This is a genomic window from Streptomyces curacoi (assembly GCF_001513975.1).
Lineage (GTDB): Bacteria > Actinomycetota > Actinomycetes > Streptomycetales > Streptomycetaceae > Streptomyces > Streptomyces curacoi.
The window spans coordinates 400,909-424,293 of record NZ_KQ947990.1 but is presented as its reverse complement, the minus strand read 5'-3'; the positions used below and the strand labels follow the sequence as shown (position 1 = coordinate 424,293).

Below are 23,385 nucleotides of genomic sequence, written 5' to 3'. Positions count from 1 at the left end.
GGCCGGGGCCCTACAGGGCGAGCGCGAGCAGCGCGAGGTCGGCGAGCAGCAGGGGCGCGTAGAACAGCAGCAGCGTCGGCGTCACCCAGACCTCCGGCCAGGGCATCTGCGCCAGGTACGGCCGCACGTTCATGGACAGCACCTCGACCGTGCTGTCGGGCTGCCGGGCGTCGTCGTAGAGCCGGCGGAAGGCCCTCTCCTGGCGCAGGAAGAAGCAGTCCAGGTACCAGAAGCAGAGCAGCGGCAGCACGCCGACGGTCGCGATGTGCCAGCTCAGCCGGCTGGCGGAGAGGGCGAGCAGACCGGCGGCCAGGGTCAGCGCCCAGCCCTTCACCAGGAAGGAGTTGGTCCCCAGCCGCGTGATCGTCGCCTGGATGAACTCCAGATGCTTGATCCGGTCGGGCTCCAGCGGTGCCCCGCCGCCGACTCCGGTGTCCGACCCCTCGCTCAGCGCCGTCACTGACCCGCCCCCTCGGTGTGCTCTCGCTCACCTGATCGTAGTGGGAGAGCGGGAACGGCCGTAGTGGCGGAGCGAAGACGGTCGCAGCGGGGGCAAAGACCGCAACTTGGGATCAGTGAGACTCGGCACATTCGCTTCGGTGACCGCCTTCGCCCTGCTTCCATGGAGATGTCGCGTTCCGTGGAGATGTCGCGCACCGGACCTGGCCCCGCCGCCACCGCCACCTCCCCCGTTAACCGCCCCGGGCCACATCGAGGACATGCGCTGCTGTTTCTCCGCCCACCTCCCCGCCCTCGCGGCCCTGTCGGCCCTGTCGGCCCTGCCCGGCCCCTGCGAGGTGCTGCGTTCCGGTGCCCGTCTCGCCCCTGCCCTGCTGCGGACGGCCGCCGCCGTGCAGCGGGCGCGCTCACCGCACCCCGACGACCTGACCGCGGTGAACCTGGAGTTGGTCACCCTCACCGAGGACCGCGCGATCATCACCTGGTACACCGGGATACCGGGCACGGACGACGGCTTGGGCCATCCACTCCCCGCGATCACCGAGGGCGAGGTCGTCTACGGCACCCATCCCGCCCGGCTCAACCGGGTCGCGGCCGAGGACGGGCCGACCGCCCATCACCAGGTCGAGCTCACGGATCTGGAGCCGGGGCAGACGTACTACTACCAGGCCCGCTCACGGGGCGTGGCCGCCACGCCCACCCCGCTGCACCTGGTGCGCGGCAACGCGGTGGGCACGTCGGCGTTCGGGCTCGGTTCGCGCGGCGGGCCGTACTCCTTCACCACCCCGCAGCCCCCGCCCGGCCGGCACCTGCTGTCGGTCGCGCTCTGCAACGACCTGCACCTCGGCGAGACCACCGCCGGTCTGGTGGGCGGTCTGCCCCTGCTGCGCGGGGTGCCGCAGCAGCCGGGGCGCGCGCCCTACCCGGAGGTCATGAGCCGTGCCCTGGTCGAGGAGGCCCGGCGGCGCGGGGCGGACCTGCTGCTGGCCGGGGGCGACATCTCGGCGGGCGGCGCGGCCCGTGACCTCGACGAGGCACGGCGGATCCTGGACGGGTTCGGCACCCACGGGCGGGACTACTTCGTCGTACGCGGCAACCACGACCGCTCCCCGGACGGCGCCTTCCACACCGCCTTCCTCGACGGCCGCGGGCCCGGCTACTTCGCCCAGGACCTCGGCGGGCTGCGCGTCATCGGCCTCGACACCTACGTCAAGAGCGGCAACGGCGCCGACTCGGGCGGGCTCGGGCCGGAGCAACTGTCATGGTTCCGGGCGCGGTTGCGGGAGCAGCCGGACCAGCCGACGCTGGTGTTCGGCCACCATCCGCTGACCGTGCGGGACTCGGTCTTCCCGGTGACCCGCGGCCAGTGCCTGGACCGCCGCCAGGCCCGCGCCGTCCTCGACGCCTACGCGTCCGCGCCGGGCGTCTTCCTCCATCACGCGGGCCACACCCACCGCAACAAGCGCACCGTGCTGCCGCGTGCCCCGCATGTCACGCAGCAGGAGGTCGCCGCCGCCAAGGAGTACCCCGGCGGCTTCACCCTGCTGCGCATCCACTCCGGCGGCTACGCCCTCAACCACTACAAGGCCGGCGGCCTGGCGGCCCGCCAGTGGAGCGAGCGCAGCCGCCGGGTGGCCGCGGGGCTGTGGCCCCACCACGCCCTGGGCCGCTCGGTCAGCGACCGCAACAGCGTGACGGCGCACGACCTGTCGGGCGTCGCGCGGCGGGGATAGCACCGTTCAGGGGCCGTTGACCTGCTCACACCAGGTCCGGCGCAGCATCATCCCGGTGCAAGATCGTCGAAACTCGGCGCGCCGCAGGATGATTTGGGGCAATTCTTACTTAATCTCCCTCAATCGTAAGGAGTCGACGCTTCACGTCGCATCCACCTCACTCCACCGGAGATGACATGCACAAGCTTCGCAAGGCCGCAGTCCTGGTCGCCGCCCTCAGCGGTGTAGGGCTCCTGGGCGCGGGCACGGCCCACGCCGACGGCCGGGGCAACGACATCAAGGTCCAGCAGAGCACCCAGTGCAAGTCCCACGACCTGAACATCGACGTCCTCGGCATCGTCGGGGTGCTCAACGGCGTGCTGGGCAACGGGCTCAACGGCGAGGGTCCGGCGGGCAGCCAGAGCAACCACCTGGGCTCGAAGATGGGCTGCAGCAACAGCGCCTTCTGACCGAGCGCCTCTGACGCACCGAAGGTCACGGGCGGCCGGCGAACGGCCGGCCGCCCGGCCGGTACGAAAAGCCTGCCCGCGGCTAACTCGCGTGCAGCATCATCCCGATCCCCACGACCAGGAGCGCCGCGGCCGCCATCCGGGGCGCCCCGAAGCGCTCCTTGAAGAAGACGGCCCCGATGGCGGCCCCCACGATGATCGAGGACTCCCGCAGCGCGGCGATCGGCGCCAGCTCCGCCTTCGTCTGCGCCCACAGGACGAGCCCGTACGCGGCGACGGACAGCGCCGCGCCCAGCAGCCCCAGAGCGGCGAACGGCCGCAGCACGGCGACCGTCTCCCGGCGCCAGCGCCAGACCGCGTACGCCGGAATCGCGAGGCCCTCGACCACCATCAGCCACGCGATGTAGCCGACGGACGTCCCGGAGGCGCGTACCCCCAGCCCGTCGAGCAGGGTGTACACCGCGATGCTCAGCCCGGTCGCCAAAGCGGCGCCGATCGCCGCCCAGTTGGGCCGGTGCCCGCGCAGGCCCCAGAGGGCGACGCCGGTAAGTCCCGCGCAGGACAGGGCGATTCCCGCCGCCGCCCACCCGTCGGGCACCTCGTGGGCGAACACGGCGGCGAGTACGGCGACGACGAGCGGAGCGGTGCCGCGCGCGATCGGGTAGGCCTGCCCGAAGTCACCCAGCCGGAAGGACTTCATGAGCAGCGCGAAGTAGACCACGTGGACGAGAGCCGACGCGAGGAGATACGGCCACGCCTCCGCCGCCGGGAACGCCGCGAAGGGCGCGAGGGCCAGCCCGATCAGCACCCCGCCGCCCGCTATGAGCGTGAACCCGACCAGCTTGTCGGTGATCTGGTGGGCGATGGCGTTCCAACTGGCGTGCGTGACGGCCGCGAGCAGGACCGCGGCGGTGACCAGCGGGGTCACGAAGTCCGCTCGCGCACGTCCACCAGGGTGCCGCCGGCGTGGGCGACGAGCGCCTCGGGCGCCATGGGGAAGACGGTGTGCGGAGTGCCCGCGGCGGCCCACACCACGTCGTGCTCCAGCAGCGACCGATCGGCGAGCACCCGCGTCCGCGTACGGTGCCCGAAGGGCGGTACGCCCCCGATGGCATAGCCGGTCGTCTCCCGTACGACGTCCGCCTTGGCCCGCGTGACCTGCTGGACGCCCAGTTCCTCCCGGACGAGCTCGACGTCGACCCGCGACGCCCCGTCCATCAGGACCAGCACCGGCTCCCCGTCCGCCGCGAAGATCAGCGACTTGCAGATCTGGCTGAGCTCGCACCCGATCGCCGCGGCGGCCTCGGCGGCGGTACGGGTGGCGTCCGGGAAGCGGCGGATCCGGGCGGTCAGGTCGTCGAGCCCCAGCTCGTGCAGGGCTTCGGCGAAACGGGGGTGGGCTGCGCAGCCCTCGTCCTTGGCGTCAGTGGCGGCTGTCGTCATGCGGGGCACGGTAGCGGTGGTTGTACGGGGCATGCGACTGGGTTTGTGCGAAGGCGCCCGCAGAAAGAAGCCGGTGAGGGCACCCCGTCCCCACGGGAGCCCTCACCGGCCGGCCAGCTTGCGTCGGCGGCCGGTCAGACGCGAGCCAGCGCGCGGTCCTCGTCCGGGTCCGCGTCCTTCTTGGCGTCGGCGTCCGTGCGCAGGCCCTCGCCCTCCACGTCCACGTTCGGCAGGGCGCGGTCCAGCCACTTCGGCAGCCACCAGGCCCTCTTGCCGAGCAGGGCGAGGACCGCCGGGACGATGGCCATCCGCACGATGAACGCGTCGAAGAAGACCGCGATCGCCAGGCCGAAGCCGATCATCTTGACCATGGACTCGCTGGAGCCGATGAAGCCGGCGAACACCGCCATCATGATCACCGCGGCCGCCGTGACCACCCGGGCACCGTGCCTGAAGCCGGTCACCACGGCCTGGTTCGCCTTCTCGCCGTGGACGTACGCCTCACGCATCCGCGTCACGAGGAACACCTCGTAGTCCATCGCCAGGCCGAAGACCACGCCGACCATGAAGATCGGCATCATGGACATCACCGGGCCGGTCTCCTCCACGCCCATGAGGCCCGCGAGCCAGCCCCACTGGAAGACCGCGACCACCGCGCCCAGCGCCGCCATCACGCTGAGCAGGAAGCCGAGCGCCGCCTTCAGCGGGACCAGGATCGAGCGGAAGACCACGATCAGCAGGAGGAAGGCCAGGCCGACCACCAGGGCGAGATACGGCAGCAGCGCGTCGTTCAGCTTCTCGGAGACGTCGATGTTCATCGCCGTCGAGCCGGTGACCAGCACGGTCGCGTCCGTCTCGGCCTTCACCTCCGCGCCCTTGTCGCGGATGGCGTGCACGAGGTTCTCGGTCGTCACCGAGGACGGCTTGGCGTCCGGGATCACCGTGATCGTCGCCGTGTCGCCCGCCTTGTTGGGCGCCGGCGGCGTCACCGTCACGACGTTCTTGATGCCCTTGATGTCGTCACCGACGTTCTTGAACACGGCGTCCGGGTCGTCGCTGCCCTTGGCGTCGACCACGACCATCAGCGGGCCGTTGAAGCCGGGGCCGAAGCCCTCGGAGAGGAGGTCGTACGCCCGGCGCTGGGTCGTGGACGTCGGCTGCGAGCCGTCGTCGGGCAGGCCCAGTTCCAGGGAGGCCGCCGGGACGGCCGCCGCGCCGAGGCCGACGACGCCCAGGAGGAGGACGGCCACGGGACGGCGTACGACGAAGCTCGCCCAGCGGGTGCCCATGTTCGGCTTGGCCGTACCGGAAGCCGTCTTCTTCTCGGCCCGGTTGCCGCCCATCCACCGGCTCTTCCTGCCGGCGGGCCGCACCTTGCGCCCCGCGTATCCGAGCAGGGCCGGGACCATCGTCAGCGCGATGAGCACCGCGATCACGACCGTGCCCGCCGCCGCGATGCCCATCTTCGTGAGCATCGGGATGTTGACGACCGACAGGCCCACCAGCGCGATCACCACGGTCAGGCCGGCGAAGACCACCGCCGAGCCCGCGGTGCCGACGGCCCGGCCGGCCGCCTCCTCGCGCTCGCGGCCCTCGGCGAGCTCTACGCGGTAGCGGGAGACGATGAACAGGGCGTAGTCGATACCGACCGCGAGGCCGATCATCATCGCCAGCGTGGAGGTCGTGGAACCCAGCTCCAGGGCGCCGGCCAGGGCGGTGATCGTCGAGATGCCGATACCGACGCCGATCAGGGCGGTCAGCAGCGGGAGCCCGGCCGCGATCAGCGAGCCGAAGGTGATGACGAGGACGACCGCGGCGACCGCGATGCCGATGATCTCGGTGGTGCCGGTCTCGGGCGTCGCCTGGAGCGCGTCACCGCCGACCTCCACGGTCAGCCCGGCGTCCCGCGCGTCCTGCGCGGCGTCCTGAAGGGCCTCCCGGGAGGCGTCCTCCAGCTCCATGCCGGAGACCTCGTACCGCACCGACGCGTACGCGATCGTGCCGTCCTTGCTGACGGCGTGCGCGGTGTACGGGTCGGCGACGGAGGCCACCTCGGAGCCGTCGGACAGCTCCTTCACGGTCTCCTCGACGGTCGCCTTGTTGGCGGCGTCGGTCATCTTCTGGCCGTCCGGCGCCTTGAAGACGACCCGGGCGGTGGCGCCGTCGGCGCTCATGCCGGGGAAGCGCTGCTCCAGCAGGTCGAAGGCCTTCTGCGCCTCGGTGCCGGGGATCGAGAAGGACGTGGTGCCCGCGGCGGGCGCGCTGGCCGCGCCCACACCGGCGAGAGTGAGCAAGGCGACCCATATCAGGGCGACGAAATGGCGTCGCCTGAAGGCGAGCCTGCCGAGTTTGTACAGGAATGTGGCCACGAGGGCGTCTCCCGGTCAGTCGTGGGGTTGTTTCAGGGCAGGGATGATCAGCCCGACGACGTGAGCGGATACGTCAGGTGGAGGGCTTGCTCAGGGGATGCGTCAGTTGACGGGCACGCCGAGGGCGGGGAGGACCACGGCGTCGATGTACGAGGTGAGGAAGGCCCGCGTCGGCGGCCTCTCGTCGAGGATCGTGCAGGTCACGAAGGCGCCGAGCATCATGTGCACCACGAAGTCCAGCGCCGGGCAGTCCGGACGGACCTCGCCCCGGTCGACCGCGCGCTGCAGCACACGGCGGAACTCCGCGATCTCCGGTTCGACGATCTGGCTCCGGAACTCCCGGTGGAGGTCCGGGTTCGCGTGCATCGCCATGGCCAGCCCGCGCATCAGCGCGCTGTTCTGCTCCATCTCGGCGTCGTCCGCATGCGCCATGAGCGCGTGGAAGTCGCCGCGGAGCGACCCGGTGTCGACCTTGCCGACGTCCTTGCCGGGCTTGTTGTGCCGGATGGCCTTCACCACCAGCTCGGCCTTGCCGCCCCACTGGCGGTAGAGCGTCGCCTTGCTGGACCGGGTGCGCGCGGCCACGGCGTCCATGGTGAGGGCGTCGTAGCCGACCTCTCGGAGCAGGTCGAGCACGGCCTCGTACAACTCGGCCTCGCGCTCAGGGGTGATCCGACTGCGACGCGCGGTTGCGGCCTCGGCCATCACTGTCACTCACCTTCCCACTCCGAACGACACGGTTTCGTACACCACGAAGATAGCGCACCTCCTAGCGAAACGAAACGGTTTCGTTCGTGTTCTGGGTCACGCCCGCCGGACACACCGATGGCCGAGCTGTTTTCTTACGAGTTGCCCCCGTCCGTCCCCCGGGCAAAGCATGGGGAGGTGAGCTACCTGCGCCTACCGCATCTGAGCGGCGAACTGCTGTGCTTCGTGGCCGAGGACGACCTGTGGCTGGCCCCGCTGGACCGGCCGGGCCGCGCCTGGCGGCTCACCGTGGACCGCACCAAGATCGGCCACCCCCGCTTCTCCCCCGACGGCCGCCACATCGCGTACACGAGCTGGCGCAGCCTGGTCCCCGAGATCCACCTGGTCCCGGTGGACGGCGGACCGGGCAGACAGCTCACCCACTGGGGGTCGCCGGACACCCAGGTGTGCGGCTGGACACCCGACGGGGTGATCCTCGCCGTCGCCTCCCACGGCGAGCCCTTCTCCCACTTCACCTGGGCCTACAAGGTCCGCCCCGAGGGCGACCCCGGCCGCAAGCTGCCCTGGGGGCCGTGCTCCGACATCCAGGTCGCCGACCTCGACGGCGAACGCAAGACCCTGCTCCTGACCGGCACCCCACCGCACGAACCGGCCGCCTGGAAGCGCTACCGGGGCGGCGCCACGGGCCGCCTCTGGCTGCACGGCGAACGCCTGCTCGCCGACCTCGGCGGCCACCTCCACTCCCCCATGTTCGTCGGCGGCCGGATCGCCTTCCTCTCCGACCACGAGGGCGTCGGCAACCTCTACTCGTGCGCCTACGACGGCTCCGACCTGCGCCGCCACACCGACCACGACGCCTTCTACGCCCGGCACGCCTCCAGTGACGGCACCCGGGTGGTCTACCAGTGCGCCGGCGACCTGTGGATGGTCGACGACCTCGCCGCCGACAGCAAGCCGCGCAAGCTCGAAGTACGGCTGAGCGGGCCGCGCGCGGGCCGGCGTCCCTACCAGGTCCCCGCCGCCCAGCACGTCGACGGAGTCTCCGTGGACGAGACGGGCCGCGCGAGCGCCGTCGTCGTACGGGGCAGCCTGTACTGGCTCACCCACCGGGACGGCCCGGCCCGCACGATCACCGACACGCGCGGCGTACGGGTCCGGCTCCCGGAGATGCTCGGCTCGGTCGGCCAGGTCGCGTATGTGACGGACGCGGAGGGCGAGGACGCCGTCGAGATCGCGTATCTGCCGAGGGCGACGGGCGACCGCGCCCCGCGCCGACTGGCCTCGGGCGCACTGGGCCGGGTCCTGGAGATGGTCGCCGACCCGCCGGGAGAGCGCCTCGCGATCGCCTCGCACGACGGACGGCTGCTCCTCCTCGACGTTGCGGAGGACTCCGGCGGCGAGGTCACGGAGGTGATCCGGTCGGTCAACGGCCCGGTGCGGGACCTGTCCTTCTCCCCGGACGGAGCCTGGCTGACCTGGTCGCACCCCGGTATCGGCCGCTCCCTGCGCCAGATCAAGCTGGCCCGGATAAAGGACCGCCTGATCGTCGACGTCACCAACGGCCGCTTCGAGGACGAGAACCCGGTGTTCACCCGGGACGGCCGCTATCTGGCCTTCCTCTCCTGGCGGGGCTTCGACCCGGTGTACGACGTCCACACCGGCGACCTGTCCTTCCCCCTGGGCTGCCGCCCCTACCTGGTCCCCCTGTCCTCGGCGACCCCCTCCCCCTTCGCCCTGAACCCGGAGGGCCGGCCCGCCGCCGGCGGCCTGGACCCGGTGGAGGACGAGGAGGCCGGGGACGGCGGCACGGTGACCGTCGAGATCGAGGGGCTGGAGAACCGCGTCACCCCCTTCCCGGTCGCCGCCTCCAAGTACTCGGCGCTGCACCCGGTCGCGGGCGGCGGACTGGTCTGGCTGCGCTGGCCGATCTCGGGCGCGCTGGGGGAGACGTTCGCCAACCCGGACGACACGACCGGGCGGCCGACCCTCGAACACTTCAACATCAGCAAGGCGAAGAAGTCCGAACTCGTCGACCATCTGGACTGGTTCGCGGTGAGCGGCGACGGCACCCGCCTGGTCCTGCTCGACGAGGGCGACCTGCGGGCGGTGCCCGCCACCGAGTCCGGCGACAGCGACAGCACGGTCTGGATCGACTCGCGCCGCATCCTGCACGAGGTGGACCCGACGGCGGAGTGGCGGCAGTCGTACGCGGAGGCGGGCCGGCTGATCCGGGCGTTCTTCTGGGAACCGGGCATGTGCGGCATCGACTGGGACGCGGTCCTCGACCAGTACCGCCCCCTGGTCGAACGGGTCGCCACCCCCGACGAGTTCGCGGACCTGCTGCGCGAGGTACTGGGCGAGCTCGGCACCTCGCACGCGTACGTCGCCGCCGCCCGCCGCAACGAGGGCCCACCGCACTACCAGCGCTGGCAGGGCCTGCTCGGCGCCAACTTCGTCCACCGGGACGAGGGCTGGGTGGTCAAGCGCGTCCTGCCCGGCGAGTCGTCCGACTCCAAGGCCCGCTCCCCGCTGGCGGGCACCGGAATCCGCGAAGGGGCGGTACTCACCCACGTGGACGGCCGGGCGGTGGACCCGGCCCTGGGGCCGTATCCCCTGCTGGCCGGCTCCGGCGGTACGACCGTGGAGCTGACGTTCAGCCCGGCGGAGGGCGAGACGGGCGGGCCGCGTCGGGTGGCGGTGGTCCCGCTGATCGACGAGCGGCCACTGCGCTACCAGGACTGGGTCGCCAAACGCCGCGCGGTCGTCCGGGAGTTGAGCGGCGGCCGCTGCGGCTACCTGCACATCCCGGACATGGGCGGCTCCGGGTGGGCCCAGTTCAACCGGGACCTGCGGATGGAGATGTCACGCCCCGCGCTGATCGTCGACGTACGCGGCAACGCCGGCGGCCACATCAGCGAGCTGGTCGTGGAGAAGCTCACCCGCACGATCCTCGGCTGGGACCTCACCCGCAACGCCCAGCCGGTGTCGTACGCCTCGAACGCCCCGCGCGGCCCGGTGGTCGCCCTGGCCGACGAGGCGACGTCCTCGGACGGCGACATGATCACGGCCGCGTTCAAGCTCCTCAAGCTGGGCCCGGTCGTCGGCCAGCGCACCTGGGGCGGAGTGGTCGGCATGACCGGCCGGCACCGCCTGGGCGACGGCACGGTGATCACGGTCCCGATGAACGCGGCCTGGTTCGACGCGTACGGCTGGAGCATCGAGAACAAGGGCGTCACCCCGGACGTGGAGGTCCTGCGCACCCCCCTGGACTGGGCGGAGGGCCGCCACGCCCAGCTGGCCGACGCGGTGGAACTGGCGCTGGAGCTACTGGAGACCAATCCGCCGGCGACTCCCCCGGACTACTCCCACGTCCCGGACCGGTCGAGACCACCATTGCCCCCACGCTCCTGAAACGGCACCAAGAACGCGGGGCACCCACCGAACAGGGGGCACCCCGCGTTCACCGGCTACTGCCGAGCGCGACGACTACCGGTCGTAGTCCTGGTCGAAGCGCTCCTCTTCCTCACGCGTCGAGCGCTCGGGCTCGTCCTCCCGCTGCTCCCGCTTGCGGCCGCGCGCCTGCTCCCGCGCCTGCTGCGCCTTCTGTCGCGCCTGCTGCTGCAGCTGCTCGGACTTGTCCTGGAACTGGTCCTTCATGCCCATGTGGGTTCACTCCCGTAGTGGGTGGGGGGTTGGCCCCTCGCTGGGGCCTCGACCAGATTCACACGGGCGACAACCGCACGCATGTCGATCAGTTACGCCGCGTAGTCCTCTCCTGCTCATCGGCGGCGCCGCCCGCCCCGACCAGCCCCGTCCGCATCCCCTCCAGCCGATCCGCGAACCGCCGCATCTCCCGCTGCCCGACGGTCCCGATGAGCCCCGGCAGATACCCGCGCACCCCCTGCATCCCGCGCAGCCACCACTGCCCGTACACATGGCTCGACCGCCGCTCGATCCCGGCCACGATCCGGTCGACCGCCGGCCCCAGCGGATAGGTCTTGTTGGACGGCCACGGCAGCCGCTTGCGCAACTCCCGCATGACGTCGTCCTGATCGGCCCCGCGCACCATGTCGGTGTCGGTCCAGGACAGATAACCGACGCCCACCCGTACGCCCTTGTGGCCGACCTCGGCCCGCAGACTGTGCGCGTACGCCTCCACACCCGACTTGGACGCGCAGTACGCGGTCATCATGGGCGCCGGGGTGAGGGCGGCCAGCGAGGCGATCTGCAGCAGATATCCGCGGCTCTCCATCAGCACCGGCAGAAACGCCCGCGCCGTCACCGCCGACCCGATGAGGTTGACCTCGATGACGCGCCGCCACGCCTCCGGGTCGGAGTCCACGAACGGCCCGCCGGTGGCGACACCCGCGTTGGCCACCACGATGTCGACCTTCCCGAACCGTTCCTTCACCTCCCGCGCCACCCGGGCCATCGCCTCGTGGTCCGTCACGTCGGCGTACCAGTGGTCGCTGTCGCCGTGCAGCCGCTCGGAGACCTGCTTGAGCTCGTCCGGCTCCAGCCCGACGAGCGCCACGCTCGCGCCGCGCGCGGAGAGCTTGCGGGCGAGCAGCTCACCCACGCCCCGCGCCGCCCCGGTCACGACGGCGACCTGCCCCTCCAGGCTCACCCTGCTCATGCGCCCTCCTTCACCTGCGGGTACGTCCTGGCCCGCGTGTACGTCATGACGAGTTCCCGTATCCGCCCGGTCACCAGCTCGGGCGCCTCGACCGGCGTCATGTGCCCGAGACCGGGCAGTTCGGTGACGCCGAGGCAGTGGGGCAGCGCGGCCGCCAGCGCATGCGCGTGCACCGGCGGGGTCAGCCGGTCCGCCGTGCCGACGACCACCGCGGTCGGCACCGCCAACTCCCGTACGCCATGGTCCAGGTCGAGCAGGTCGAGCACCTGCGACCAGGCATGACGCACCTTGCGCGGGCAGGCGTGCACGATCCGCGCGCACGCCTCGACCATGTGCGGGGCCGAACCGGAGCCCATCGTCCCGTACTTGAGGACCGCCCTGGCGACCGGCGTGACCGGCCCGAGCGGTGCCCGGGAGCCGAGGATGTGCTTGGTCAGCCAGGTGCGCAGCCGCCCGGGACGCAGCGGTACGACCGTGGACTCGGCGACCAGCCGCGACGATCCCGTGCTGCACAGCAGGACGGCGGCCGCGTGCTCCCGGAACGCCGCGCGCGTGGCGGCGGCCATCACCGTCATCCCGCCCATGGAGTGCCCGGCGATCACGGCCTTCTCGCCGGGTGCCAGGGTCGCCCTCAGTACGGCTTCGAGGTCGTCGGCGAGGGCGTCGGTGCTGCACGCCGGGCTCGCCGGGCTGCGTCCGTGGCCGCGCTGGTCGTAGGCGATGACGCGGTGGTCGACGGCGAGGTCGCGTATCTGCGCGGCCCAGAAGGCGGTCGAGCAGGTCCAGCCGTGGGCGAGGACGACGGCGGGGGCGCCCTGGGGGCCGTGCACCTCTATGTGCAGACGCGCCCCGTCGGCGGAGACGGCCGTCAGCTCACGGGCGGGGGCGGGCGGGGCGTACGGCCCGGACTTCACGTGCAGGAGACGGCTCACGCGGTCACCTCGGCGCTCTCCTTGACGGCGGCGCGGACCACGACGTACTCCGCCAGATCCACCCGGCGCGTGGCCCGCCGGAACTCGGTCGTCGTGCCGGGCCAGATGGTGGTGTTGCGGCCGTTCGCGTCGAGGTACCAGCTCGTGCAGCCGCCCGTGTTCCACACGGTCCGCTTCATGCGCTCCTGCACCCGCCGGTTCCAGGCGGCCACGGCGCTCGGCCGGGCGTCGAGGGCCACCCGGCCGCCGAGGACGTTCAACTGCCGTACGAAGTCGGCCAGGTAGTTCAGCTGGGACTCGATCATCAGGATCATGGAGGAGTTCCCGAGCCCCGTGTTGGGCCCGATGATGGTCATCCAGTTGGGGAACCCGGCGGCCGACGCACCGCGCAGCGCCTCCATCCCGCCCTTCCACACCTCGGCGAGCGTCCTGCCCTCCGCGCCCACCACCCGCTCGGCGATGGGCATGTCGGTGACATGGAAGCCGGTGCCGAAGACGATCGCGTCGACCTCGGCCTCACTGCCGTCGGCCGCGACCAGCGTGGAGCCGCGGACCTCGCTCAGTCCACTGGCGACGACGTCCACATTGGGCTGGGCGAGCGCCGGGTAGTAGTCGCTGGACAGCAGGATCCGCTTGCAGCCGATGCGGTAGTCGGGAGTGAGCTTGGCGCGCAGGGCGGGGTCCTTGATGGAACGGCCCATGTTCCGCTTGGCCAGCTGCTCGATGAGCCCCAGCTCGCCCGGGTGCTTGGTGAACGCCTGGACCTGCAGCTCCCGGATGCCCCACAGCAGCCCGCGACGCAGCTGCGTGGTGAAGGGCAGGGCCCGGTGCAGGGCGCGCTCGGCGCCGCTGATCGCCCGGTCGACGCGGGGCATGACCCACGGCGGGGTGCGCTGGAAGAGCGTGAGCCGCCCGACCTCGGGCTGGATGGACGGCACGATCTGGATGGCGGAGGCGCCGGTGCCGACCATGGCGACGCGCTTGCCGCGCAGGTCGTAGTCGTGGTCCCAGCGGGCGGAGTGGAAGACCTTGCCCGGGAAGGAGTCGAGCCCCGGGATGTCCGGGATCCTGGGGTCCGACAGCGGCCCCGTGGCGGAGGCCACGAGGTCGGCCGAGAGATTCCCGCCGGTGGTCTCGATGTCCCAGCACAGCCGCTCGCCGTTCCACGTCATCCGCTGCACCTCCGAGCCGAAGCGGATGTGGGGACGCAGCCCGAAGACGTCCGTGACGTGCTCCAGGTACGCGCGGATGTGCTCCTGCCCCGAGAAGGCGCGGGGCCAGTCGGGGTTGGGCGCGAAGGAGAACGAGTACAGATGCGACGGCACATCGCACGCGCATCCCGGATAGCTGTTGTCCCGCCAGGTCCCGCCGACGCTGTCGGCCCGCTCCAGGACCACGAAGTCGGTGACGCCCTCGCGCCGCAGCCGTACGGCGGCCCCCAGCCCGCCGAAGCCGGACCCGACCACCGCGACCCGCACATGTTCGCGTTCGGCCATGCCTGTCCTCCACACTTTCACCGGAACCATGCCAGTGAACACTGGCGCAATGGGGAGAGTAGAGGAGGTCCGTACCGACCGGTAGGGGTCGAACGAGGAAAGTTACCGCCGGTACGAACTAAGGTTCCGGGGTGACCGAGAAGCGTGAGTACCGCATGGAAGAGCTGGCCCGCCTGGCCGGCATCACGGTGCGCACCCTGCGTTTCTACCGGGAACGCAAGCTGATACCGCCGCCCCGCCGCGAGGGCCGTATCGCCTGGTACGACGACCACCACCTGGCCCGCCTGCGCACGATCGCGGCCCTGCTGGAACGCGGCCACACCCTCACCGGCATCGCGGAACTGGCCGAGGCCCTCGACCACGGCCGGGACGTCGCCGACCTGCTCGGCGTCGCCACGCCCACCGAGGAGGAGCCGGTCCGCCTCACCCCCGAGGAGCTCGCCGCCCGCTTCGAGGGCCAGGTCACCCCGGAGAACCTCGCCGCCGCCCTGGACCTCGGCTACCTCGGCACCGACGGCGACGAGATCGTCCACATCAGCCGCCGCCTGCTGGACGTCTCCTCGGCCCTGGTCCGCGAGGGCATCCCGCTCGCGGAGGTCCTGGCGGCGGCCAAGCGGGTCCGGGAACACGTGGACGAGCTGGCGGAGATGTTCGCCGACCTGGTGCTGCGCCATGCCTCCGAGGAGGACCTCCAGCGTCTGCGCCCGCTGGCGCGGAGCGTGGTGGAGGCGGAGATGTCGCTGGCACTGGACCGGCGGCTGCGCAAGAGGAGCGAGCGGGGCTCCCAGGGCCTGTCCTAGCGGTCGTAGACCACGGTCACGGGCGCGTGGTCCGACCAGCGCTCGGCGTGCGTCGCCGCGCGCTCGACGTACCCCTTGAGGGCCTTGGCGGCGAGCCCCGGCGTCGCGACCTGGTAGTCGATGCGCCAGCCGGTGTCGTTGTCGAAGGCGCGCCCGCGGTACGACCACCACGAGTACGGCCCCTCGGTGTCCGGGTGCAGCGACCGTACGACATCGACGTAGCCGCCCGCCTGGGGGTCGAACACCTGGCTGAGCCACTCCCGCTCCTCCGGCAGGAAGCCGGAGTTCTTGGTGTTGCCGCGCCAGTTCTTCAGGTCGGCCCGCTCGTGGGCGATGTTCCAGTCGCCGCAGACGAGGACCTCGCGGCCGTCGGCGGCGGCACGCTCGCGCAGTTCCTTCAGATAGGCCAGGAACTCGCCCATGAAGCGGACCTTCTCGTCCTGCCGCTCGGTGCCGACCTCGCCGGAGGGCAGGTAGAGGGAGGCGACCGTCACACCCGGCAGGTCGGCCTCGACGTAACGCCCACTGCCGTCGAACTCGCTCGACCCGAAGCCGACCTGGATGCGGTCGGGCTCACGGCGGGTGTAGAGGGAGACCCCGGCGCGGCCCTTGGCGGCCGCGGGCGCGTGCACGACGTGCCAGCCGTCGGGGGTGCGGACGTGCTCGGGCAGCTGCTGCGGCTCCGCGCGCACCTCCTGCAGGCACAGCACATCGGCTTCGGTGCCGGCGAGCCACTCCACGAAGCCCTTCTTCGCCGCGGCCCGCAGCCCGTTCACATTCACAGAGGTCACAGTGAGCACCCCGGCACGATACCGGCACACTGGACGTGGTCCGATTCTGGACCCCTTCACATTGAATTGACATACGGTAATCAGCATGCATATACGTCGCGTCTCCTTCGACCATCCCGACGCCGTCAAGCTCAACGACCAGGTCCAGGCCGAGTACAGCGTCCGCTACGGCGGCGGCGGTGACGCCACCTCCCTCGCCCCGGCGGACTTCGAGCCGCCCAACGGCCTCTACCTGATCGCCTACGACGAGTTCGGCACCCCCGTCGCCTCCGGCGGCTGGCGCGCCCAGGACGAGAACGGCGAGGGCAATGTGGACGGGGACGCCGAGCTCAAGCGGATGTACGTCGTCGAGCAGATGCGTGGGCGGGGCCTGGCCAGACGCATCCTGGCCGCGCTGGAGGAGGACGCGCGGGCGGCGGGCCGCAGGCGCACGGTGCTGGAGACGGGCCCCAAGCAGCCGGAGGCGGTGGCGCTGTACGAGTCCAGCGGGTACGAGCCGTGCGAGAAGTTCGGCTACTACCGCTTCCATGAGCTGAGCCTTTGTTACGCCAAGGCCCTGTGAACCACGGCCGGTTTCTCAGCCGTCGGCTCCGCGCCGGTTGACTCGGTACACGTCCCGCACACACAGGTTGAGGACGCCGGCGGCAACGACGAGACCGGCGCAGGCAACCAGCACGGTCCGGTTGTCCCATAGGCCGGCCGCGAGGGCGGTGAGGAGGTAGCCGAGGGGAATCGCCAGCCGCTCCCCGACGCCGTTGAACGCGCTCATCCGCCCCAACTCGCCCTGGGGTACGTGCTGTTGGAAGGCTGTCGTCCACGCGACGATCGACACGTCCAGCCAGATCCCCGCGAGCAGCGCGGCCAACAGCACCCAGGGCAGCGCCAGTCCCCAGGCCATGACGAGCAGCGGGGCGGCGAGCGGCAGGCAGGCCGCGACAGCCACCGCCAGCAGCCGGTACGGCCGCCAGCGCAGACACACCACCGTCCCGGCCAGCAGCCCCGACGCGAACGCGGCCTGTACGAGCCCCCAGTCACGTGCCCCCGCGTACTCCTGGGCCGCGACGACGGGTCCGAGCAGCTGGAACCCCGCCAGCCACGCGCCGACGACCACGGTCCCGGAGGCCGTGTAGGTCCACAGCCAGGTCCGCGACCGGAAGCCGTCCCATCCCTCCCGCAGATCGCTCAGCGCACGGGTGACGGTGACGGGCGCGTCCAGGCGCAGCCCGAGCAGCAGGAAGGCCGCGACGGCGAAGGTGAGCGCGTCACAGGCCAGCGCCCAGGCCGGGCCACTGACCGCGACGACGACTCCGCCGACGGCCGGTCCGAGCGCCTTGACCGCGTTGCCCGGCAGCCGCAGCAGGGCGTTGGCCTGCTGCAACTGCTCCGCGGGCACGATCTGGGCCACGGCCCCCTGAGCGGCGGGCACGGTGAAGGCCACCGCCGTCCCCGACACGAGACCGCAGACCCCGATGGACGTGGTCGTCGCATGGCCGGTGGCGACGGTGGCCGCCAGGGCCGCCTGGGCGGCGGCCGCCAGCAGGTTGCCGAGGAAGAGCAGGCGGCTGCGGGACATACGGTCCGCGAGCACTCCGCCCATGAGGAGGAAGACGACGGTCGGAACGGTGTTCGTGGCGAGCACCACACCGAGGTCTCCGGCTCCCCCGCCCTGTTCGATCACGGCGTAGGCGAGCGCGAGGGGCGCCATCGCGGATCCGGCGGCGGAGACCAGACTGGCGGTCACGAACCGCCGGAAGGCCGCGATCCGCAGGGGCGCCGCACGCCGGGCCGGTAACTCCGCGGTGACCTTCTCCACGCTCCCCCTCAGCCGCTGCCCTTCGGGCACAACAAAGATCCCGTCCGATCAACCGATCGGACGGGATCTCATCAACTCCCCAGGTTTCCCTGGAAAGTTGTTGCGGTGGACCTGAGGGGATTTGAACCCCTGGCCCCCTCGATGCGAACGAGGTGCGCTACCGGACTGCGCCACAGGCCCTTGCAACGAGTGAAACTTTAGCACCCCGATCGGCCTGCTTGGAAATCCGTTCCTGGTCGGCCGCCCGGGGCCGGCACGGGCCCGGGGCGGGCCGTCGGAGCTACTCGTTGGCCGCTCGCGGCCGGTCACCGTCCTCGTACTGGTCGAACAGCGGCGTGCGGCCCCGCTCGCGCGCCCGCCGAGCGGAGGCGGCCCGACGGGCGTCGCTGCGACCGTTCCCGTCGCCCTTGTCCTCCTCGCGAGCCGCCTCATCCGAGTCCGTGCCTCGCGCGGCACCGTCCCGCCCGGCGCCACCGGAGGCCGAGCCGGCCTCGGCCCCCGCCTCCCGGTCCGGTGCGACCGAGCTCGACCGGGCCGAACTCCACGCGTCCGGCGCGCCGAGATCCACGTCGGCGGTGGCGCGCGGCGCGACCGGCGCGGTCACATAGGTCGGCAGCGGCACCGGGACCGGATCCCAGCTGTCCCCGTGACCCGGCCGACGCTGCCGTTCGCGCTGCTGGTCGACCCACTCGGCGTGATCGGTCTGCTCGACGAGGGCACGCCGGTCCGCGGCGAGCGCGGACAGCCCGGTGTCGGTGCTGCTGCCTGGTTCGGGCCCCTCGTCGGGCTCGTCGATGCCGGCCCCGGTGTCGGCGGTACGGCGCCCGCGGGACTGGCGCGCGTGTTCGCGCAGCCGCTGCGCGGCGGCCTCGGCGCGGCGCCGGTCCATCTGGTAGGCGAAGCGGCGGCGCTCCTGGGAGCGCAGATACGCGATGTACCCGCTGAGCAGCACGGCCGGGACGCCGGGCGCCCACAGGAACGCCAGCCCGCCGACCGCGGCGACGATCGCGCCGAGAGTGAAGGCGAGGAAGAGCATGATGGTGGTACGCCGACGGCGCGCGAGCACCTTCGAGCGCCGGGCACGTGCCGCGGCCGCCGCCTCTTCGGCAGGGGGCCGCCGGGCGGCGGGCACCCGTTTGCGCACCTGCTGCGCCGAGCCGGAGCCCGGTTCGGGCGCAGGCGCGCTGCCCCGTTCGGGTACCGGCCTGGACTCCTGTTCGGTCGCCTGCGCCTGAACCACCGCCTGGGTCTGCGGACGGGTCGGAGGCACGGCGAAGGCCCGGACGTCCACCGACTCGGTGACGTCGTCCGGGTCATCGGTGCTGAGCTCCCCCTCCTCGGCGGAGCGCGCACGCAGGTCCTTGGCGTACCGACGCTCCATCCCCGCCCGTCCGGACAGCAACCGGATGGCTGTGCTGAAGCGTTCCGTCGGACGGGCCTCGTTCAGCTCGTCCTGCCTACGGAGCCACATCGGCACCAAGTAGGCGGCCCAGGCCCCGACAATGACTGCGTAGATGAGGCCGCTGCTGCTCACGCCTCACACGGTAGAGGGGTTTGCGTGAGGCCATCCGCCAATTGAGCCGGTGTGTCGCACGATCTGGCTGATATTTCGAACTTTTTTTGTGACCGATGCGATCAGCGGCCCGCCGAGGGAGCGAATTTAATGCCCGGAGCCGGTCACCAGCCGATCATTTTCGAACACTTATTCAATTTCCGGGTCAGGCGGGATTCCCGTGGGTGTTCTGCGGGTTCGTGTGCGGCGTGTTGTGTGAGCGTGCCCGGTTCCAGCGGCTGAGCAACCCTTCCTGGACCTCTTCCGCCGTGAGCGCGAAGACCAGATGGTCCCGCCAGGCCCCGTCGATGTGGAGATATCGCGGACGCAGCCCCTCCTCGCGGAATCCGAGTTTCTCCACGACCCGGCGGCTGGGCCCGTTCTCGGGGCGAATGCAGACCTCGATGCGGTGCAGACCGACGGTCCGGAAACAGTGGTCCACGACGAGCGCCACCGCGGTCGGCATCACCCCGCGGCCCGCCACCGCCTCATCTACCCAGTAGCCGATGTGCCCCGAGCACATCGAGCCCCAGGTGATCCCGGCGACCGTCAACTGCCCGACCAGCCGCCCCTGGTACTCGATGACGAACGGCAGCATCCGGCCCGCGTGCGCCTCGGACCGCAGATGCCGGACCATCTGGCGGTAGGTCGGCCGGTGCGCGATCGGCCCGCTGGGCGTGGGCGGCGGAATGGTCGCCTCCCAGGGGCGCAGCCAGTCGCGGTTGCGCCGGTTGACCTCGCGCCAGGCCCGTTGGTCGCGCATCTTTATCGGCCGGAGGACGATGTCGCCGTCCCCCAGCACGACGGGCCAGGATGGGCTGTTCAGCTCGCACCCCCGCTGCTGGGTCTGGGGTGGTCGCCACCGCGGATCTGGTCGACGGCATGGGTCAGCAGGGGTTCCAGGACGGCCAGCCCGTCCTTCACCCCGCCGCTGGAGCCGGGCAGGTTGATGATCAGCGTCCGCCGCGCCACGCCGGCCAGGCCCCGTGACAACGCCGCGGTCGGCACCTTGTCCCGGCCGAACGCCCGGATGGCCTCCGCGATGCCCGGCACCTCGTGATCGATCACCGCACGGGTGGCCTCGGGGGTGCGGTCGGTCGGCGAGATACCGGTGCCGCCCGTGGTGACGACGACGTCGTACCCGGCCTCCACACCGGCGCGCAGGGCGGCCTCGACCGGGTCGCCGTCCGGCACCACCTGCGGTCCCTCGACGTCGAAGCCGAAGCGCTTGAGGCCGTCGGCGACCAGCGGACCGCCCTTGTCCTCGTAGACCCCGGCGGCGGCCCTGTTGGAGGCGGTGACCACGAGAGCGCGATACGTCATGCCCGGCTCCAGTCGCCCGACTTGCCGCCCGTCTTCTCCTCGACCCGTACGTCCGTGATGACCGCTCCCTTGTCGACCGCCTTGACCATGTCGATCACGGTGAGCGCGGCGACGGAGACCGCGGTGAGGGCCTCCATCTCGACGCCCGTACGGTCCGTGGTCTTCACGGTGGCCTGGATCTCCACGGCGTCGTCCGCTACCGACAGGTCCAGTTTCACACCGGACACCGCGAGCGGGTGGCACAGCGGGATGAGATCCGGGGTGCGCTTGGCGCCCATGATGCCCGCGATACGCGCCGTGGCGAGGGCGTCACCCTTGGGAACCCCCTCGCCGCGCAGCAGCTCGACCACGCGGGGCGAGACGAGGACACGTCCGCTGGCGCGGGCCGTGCGGGCGGTCACGTCCTTGCCGGACACGTCGACCATGCGGGCCGCGCCCGCGTCGTCGATGTGCGTGAGTCGGTCCTGCGTACGTCCGTCCTGCGTGCTCATGCTGTGTGGCGCTCCCGGTCCGGGCCCGTCGCGGTGCGGCGCACGGGCCTGCTGTGCGCGACACGGTACCGCCAACCAGCGCTCCTCAGCCGAGCAGGACCACCTCTACCTCGCTGCCGGGCTCGACGCTCACCACGTCCTCGGGGACCACGATCAGCGCGTCCGCGTGGGCGAGGGCCGCGATCAGATGGGAGCCGGCGCCGCCGACCGGCCGTACCGCGCCGTCGGCGTACGTGCCGCGCAGGAACTGCCGGCGTCCCTTCGGCGAGGTCAGCGCCCGGTCCGCGGCGAGGGTCGCGGTGGTCCGCGGCCGGTGGACGTCCTGCAGGCCCATCAGCGTGCGGATCGCGGGACGCACGAACAGCTCGAAGGAGACGTACGACGACACCGGGTTGCCCGGGAGGGCGAGCAGCGGGATGTGGTCGGGGCCGATGGAGCCGAAGCCCTGGGGCTTGCCGGGCTGCATGGCGAGCTTGCGGAACTCCACGCCGCTGCCCGGCTCGTCCTCGTCGCCGACGTGGGACAGCGCCTCCTTGACGACGTCGTACGCCCCGACGCTCACACCGCCGGTGGTGACCATGAGGTCGGCGCGGACGAGCTGGTCCTCGATGGTGGACCGGAGCGTCTCTGCGTCGTCGGCGACGGCGCCCACGCGGTACGCGATGGCGCCGGCGTCACGGGCGGCGGCGGTGAGGGCGAAGCTGTTGGAGTCGTAGATCTGGCCGTCGGCCAGTTCCTCGTCGGGCTGGACGAGTTCGCTGCCGGTGGACAGGACGACCACGCGCGGGCGCGGGTGCACGCGTACCGTCCCGCGTCCGATCGCGGCGAGCAGGGCGATCTGCGGCGGGCCGAGGACCGTGCCGGCTTCGAGCGCGCGGTCGCCGGCCTTCACATCGCTGCCCTTGGCGCGCACGTGCGCGCGTGCCTCGGCCGGCCGGTACACGTGCACCTCGCCCTGGGCGCCCTCGGGGGCCAGGCTGCGGGCGCGCATGCCGGTCACCGGGCCCTCGCCGAGGCCTCCGTCGGTCCACTCCACCGGCACGACGGTCTCGGCGCCGGGCGGCAGCGGGGCGCCGGTCATGATGCGGGCGGCCTGGCCGGGGCCCACGTGGGGCTGCTCGGCCTGGCCCGCCGCGACGTCCCCGACGACCTCCAGGACGGCGGGGAACTCCTCGCTCGCGCCCGCGACATCCGCGACCCGCACCGCGTACCCGTCCATGGAGCTGTTGTCGAAGGGCGGCAGGGACACCGGCACCGTGACGTCGTCGACCAGGACACAGCCCTGGGCGTCGAGGAGTTGCAGCTCGATGGGTTCGAGGGGGCGGACGGTCGTGAGGATGTCCTCCAGGTGTTCGTCCACCGACCAGAGGTGGTCCGGACCGGCGGGGCGGGGCGCGGCGGTGCTCAAGTCGCTACATCTCCTCGGCTACGTAACTGCGAAGCCAGGTCCGGAAGTCCGGGCCCAGGTCTTCACGTTCGCACGCGAGTCTGACAATGGCACGCAGATAGTCGCCACGGTCACCGGTGTCATAGCGGCGGCCCTTGAAGACGACGCCGTGCACCGGGCCGCCGACCTTCTCGTCGGCCGCGAGCTGCTGGAGGGCGTCGGTGAGCTGGATCTCGCCGCCGCGGCCCGGCTCGGTCTTGCGCAGTATGTCGAAGATCTGCGGGGCGAGGACATAGCGGCCGATGACCGCGTAGTTCGACGGGGCGTCGGCGGCGTCCGGCTTCTCGACCAGGCCGCTCACCCTGACGACGTCGCCGTCCTCGGTCTCCTCGACGACGGCACAGCCGTAGAGGTGGATCTGCTCGGGTGCGACCTCCATCAGCGCGATGACGCTGCCCCCGTGCCGCTCCTGGACCTCGATCATCCGCTTGAGCAGCGGGTCGCGGGCGTCGATCAGGTCGTCGCCGAGCAGCACGGCGAAGGGCTCCTGGCCGACATGCGGGGCCGCGCACAGAACGGCGTGGCCGAGGCCCCTGGGGTCGCCCTGGCGCACGTAGTGCATGGTCGCGAGGTCACTGGACTCCTGGACCTTGGCGAGCCGTTCGGCGTCGCCCTTCTTCTCCAGGGCGGACTCGAGTTCGTAGTTGCGGTCGAAGTGGTCCTCCAGGGGCCGCTTGTTGCGTCCCGTGATCATGAGGACGTCATCGAGGCCGGCGGAGACGGCCTCTTCGACCACGTACTGGATCGCCGGCTTGTCGACGACCGGCAGCATCTCCTTGGGAGTGGCTTTGGTGGCCGGAAGGAAGCGGGTACCGAGACCCGCTGCGGGGATGACAGCCTTGCTGATCCGAGGGTTGGACTGAGTCATGTCCGCAACCTTATCCGGTGCCTTAGGAGGGAATCTGAGGCTCCGGTTATTTGGCTCTCATATGAGCACATTGGG

Annotated in this window: 22 protein-coding genes and 1 tRNA gene; 5 read left to right on the top strand and 18 right to left on the bottom strand. The window is 71.6% G+C overall.

Going from position 1 to position 23,385, the window contains the following annotated elements; translation table 11 throughout:
- Positions 1 to 10: 10 nt before the first annotated feature.
- On the bottom strand, positions 11 to 460 hold the full coding sequence (locus AQI70_RS25105; RefSeq protein WP_062153834.1) for a hypothetical protein: 450 nt from the start codon (positions 458 to 460) through the stop codon (positions 11 to 13).
- Positions 461 to 719: 259 nt separating this feature from the next.
- On the opposite strand from AQI70_RS25105, the gene AQI70_RS25100 reads away from it, so the two are divergent.
- Together AQI70_RS25100 and AQI70_RS25095 are read left to right on the top strand one after the other, a co-directional pair.
- Positions 720 to 2,192, top strand: a complete 1,473-nt coding sequence (locus AQI70_RS25100) for a purple acid phosphatase family protein (RefSeq protein WP_062153832.1) — start codon at positions 720 to 722, stop codon at positions 2,190 to 2,192.
- A gap of 176 nt (positions 2,193 to 2,368) precedes the next feature.
- The gene (locus AQI70_RS25095; protein ID WP_062153830.1) at positions 2,369 to 2,641 is read left to right on the top strand and encodes a hypothetical protein; all 273 of its coding nucleotides are present in this window, start codon (positions 2,369 to 2,371) and stop codon (positions 2,639 to 2,641) included.
- Between the two features lie 82 nt (positions 2,642 to 2,723).
- Here the strand turns inward: AQI70_RS25095 and AQI70_RS25090 are convergent, their stop codons facing one another.
- The 4 genes from AQI70_RS25090 to AQI70_RS25075 form a co-directional block, all read right to left on the bottom strand.
- Positions 2,724 to 3,569, bottom strand: coding sequence for a DMT family transporter (locus tag AQI70_RS25090; protein ID WP_062153828.1), 846 nt, complete (start codon positions 3,567 to 3,569; stop codon positions 2,724 to 2,726).
- Positions 3,566 to 4,084 (bottom strand): YbaK/EbsC family protein, encoded by a 519-nt coding sequence (locus AQI70_RS25085; protein WP_062153826.1) that lies wholly within the window; start codon positions 4,082 to 4,084, stop codon positions 3,566 to 3,568. Before AQI70_RS25085 ends, AQI70_RS25090 begins: the two co-directional genes overlap by 4 nt.
- A 134-nt stretch (positions 4,085 to 4,218) precedes the next feature.
- A complete protein-coding gene (locus AQI70_RS25080; protein WP_062153824.1) occupies positions 4,219 to 6,453 on the bottom strand; it encodes an MMPL family transporter in 2,235 nt (744 codons plus the stop codon).
- 102 nt (positions 6,454 to 6,555) lie between these two features.
- A complete protein-coding gene (locus AQI70_RS25075; RefSeq protein ID WP_062153822.1) occupies positions 6,556 to 7,158 on the bottom strand; it encodes a TetR/AcrR family transcriptional regulator in 603 nt (200 codons plus the stop codon).
- Between the two features lie 180 nt (positions 7,159 to 7,338).
- On the opposite strand from AQI70_RS25075, the gene AQI70_RS25070 reads away from it, so the two are divergent.
- Positions 7,339 to 10,572 carry a S41 family peptidase gene (locus AQI70_RS25070; RefSeq protein WP_062153820.1) on the top strand — a complete coding sequence of 1,078 codons (3,234 nt, stop codon included), beginning with the start codon at positions 7,339 to 7,341 and terminating at the stop codon, positions 10,570 to 10,572.
- A 75-nt stretch (positions 10,573 to 10,647) separates the two neighbouring features.
- Here AQI70_RS25070 and AQI70_RS39655 read toward each other — a convergent pair whose 3' ends face one another.
- The 4 genes from AQI70_RS39655 to AQI70_RS25055 all read right to left on the bottom strand — a co-directional run bounded on the left by AQI70_RS39655 (position 10,648) and on the right by AQI70_RS25055 (position 14,225).
- Positions 10,648 to 10,824 carry a hypothetical protein gene (locus AQI70_RS39655; protein WP_167358916.1) on the bottom strand — a complete coding sequence of 59 codons (177 nt, stop codon included), beginning with the start codon at positions 10,822 to 10,824 and terminating at the stop codon, positions 10,648 to 10,650.
- Between the two features lie 88 nt (positions 10,825 to 10,912).
- Positions 10,913 to 11,797: an SDR family oxidoreductase gene (locus tag AQI70_RS25065; RefSeq protein WP_062153818.1), complete on the bottom strand. Its 885-nt coding sequence runs from the start codon at positions 11,795 to 11,797 to the stop codon at positions 10,913 to 10,915.
- Positions 11,794 to 12,729: an alpha/beta fold hydrolase gene (locus AQI70_RS25060; RefSeq protein WP_062153816.1), complete on the bottom strand. Its 936-nt coding sequence runs from the start codon at positions 12,727 to 12,729 to the stop codon at positions 11,794 to 11,796. The genes AQI70_RS25065 and AQI70_RS25060 overlap by 4 nt, the downstream gene beginning before the upstream one ends.
- Positions 12,726 to 14,225 carry a flavin-containing monooxygenase gene (locus AQI70_RS25055; protein ID WP_062153814.1) on the bottom strand — a complete coding sequence of 500 codons (1,500 nt, stop codon included), beginning with the start codon at positions 14,223 to 14,225 and terminating at the stop codon, positions 12,726 to 12,728. The genes AQI70_RS25060 and AQI70_RS25055 overlap by 4 nt, the downstream gene beginning before the upstream one ends.
- Before the next feature lie 155 nt (positions 14,226 to 14,380).
- Between AQI70_RS25055 and AQI70_RS25050 the strand changes: the two genes are divergently transcribed.
- Positions 14,381 to 15,025, top strand: coding sequence for a MerR family transcriptional regulator (locus tag AQI70_RS25050; RefSeq protein WP_062154146.1), 645 nt, complete (start codon positions 14,381 to 14,383; stop codon positions 15,023 to 15,025).
- On the opposite strand, the gene AQI70_RS25045 is transcribed toward AQI70_RS25050, so the two are convergent.
- Entirely contained in the window at positions 15,022 to 15,816 is a 795-nt protein-coding gene (locus tag AQI70_RS25045; protein WP_244181831.1) for an exodeoxyribonuclease III, read from the bottom strand. The genes AQI70_RS25050 and AQI70_RS25045 overlap by 4 nt on opposite strands.
- Positions 15,817 to 15,901: 85 nt before the next feature.
- On the opposite strand from AQI70_RS25045, the gene AQI70_RS25040 reads away from it, so the two are divergent.
- Entirely contained in the window at positions 15,902 to 16,378 is a 477-nt protein-coding gene (locus AQI70_RS25040; RefSeq protein ID WP_062153810.1) for a GNAT family N-acetyltransferase, read from the top strand.
- Between the two features lie 15 nt (positions 16,379 to 16,393).
- Here the strand turns inward: AQI70_RS25040 and AQI70_RS25035 are convergent, their stop codons facing one another.
- The 8 genes from AQI70_RS25035 to galU form a co-directional block, all read right to left on the bottom strand.
- The gene (locus AQI70_RS25035) at positions 16,394 to 17,629 is read right to left on the bottom strand and encodes an MFS transporter (RefSeq protein WP_208607438.1); all 1,236 of its coding nucleotides are present in this window, start codon (positions 17,627 to 17,629) and stop codon (positions 16,394 to 16,396) included.
- Between the two features lie 106 nt (positions 17,630 to 17,735).
- Positions 17,736 to 17,809, bottom strand: a tRNA-Ala gene (locus AQI70_RS25030).
- A 100-nt stretch (positions 17,810 to 17,909) separates the two neighbouring features.
- Positions 17,910 to 19,163 (bottom strand): divisome protein SepX/GlpR, encoded by a 1,254-nt coding sequence (sepX, locus tag AQI70_RS25025; RefSeq protein WP_062153808.1) that lies wholly within the window; start codon positions 19,161 to 19,163, stop codon positions 17,910 to 17,912.
- Positions 19,164 to 19,347: 184 nt separating this feature from the next.
- The gene (locus AQI70_RS25020; protein WP_062153805.1) at positions 19,348 to 19,983 is read right to left on the bottom strand and encodes a GNAT family N-acetyltransferase; all 636 of its coding nucleotides are present in this window, start codon (positions 19,981 to 19,983) and stop codon (positions 19,348 to 19,350) included.
- A 20-nt stretch (positions 19,984 to 20,003) separates the two neighbouring features.
- Entirely contained in the window at positions 20,004 to 20,504 is a 501-nt protein-coding gene (locus AQI70_RS25015) for a MogA/MoaB family molybdenum cofactor biosynthesis protein (protein ID WP_062153803.1), read from the bottom strand.
- Complete coding sequence (gene moaC, locus AQI70_RS25010; RefSeq protein WP_062153801.1) at positions 20,501 to 20,995, bottom strand: cyclic pyranopterin monophosphate synthase MoaC; 495 nt, start codon at positions 20,993 to 20,995, stop codon at positions 20,501 to 20,503. Before moaC ends, AQI70_RS25015 begins: the two co-directional genes overlap by 4 nt.
- Positions 20,996 to 21,080: 85 nt before the next feature.
- Positions 21,081 to 22,403, bottom strand: coding sequence for a molybdotransferase-like divisome protein Glp (gene glp, locus AQI70_RS25005; RefSeq protein WP_062153799.1), 1,323 nt, complete (start codon positions 22,401 to 22,403; stop codon positions 21,081 to 21,083).
- A 4-nt stretch (positions 22,404 to 22,407) separates the two neighbouring features.
- Entirely contained in the window at positions 22,408 to 23,310 is a 903-nt protein-coding gene (gene galU / locus AQI70_RS25000) for a UTP--glucose-1-phosphate uridylyltransferase GalU (protein ID WP_062153797.1), read from the bottom strand.
- Between the last annotated feature and the right edge of the window lie 75 nt (positions 23,311 to 23,385).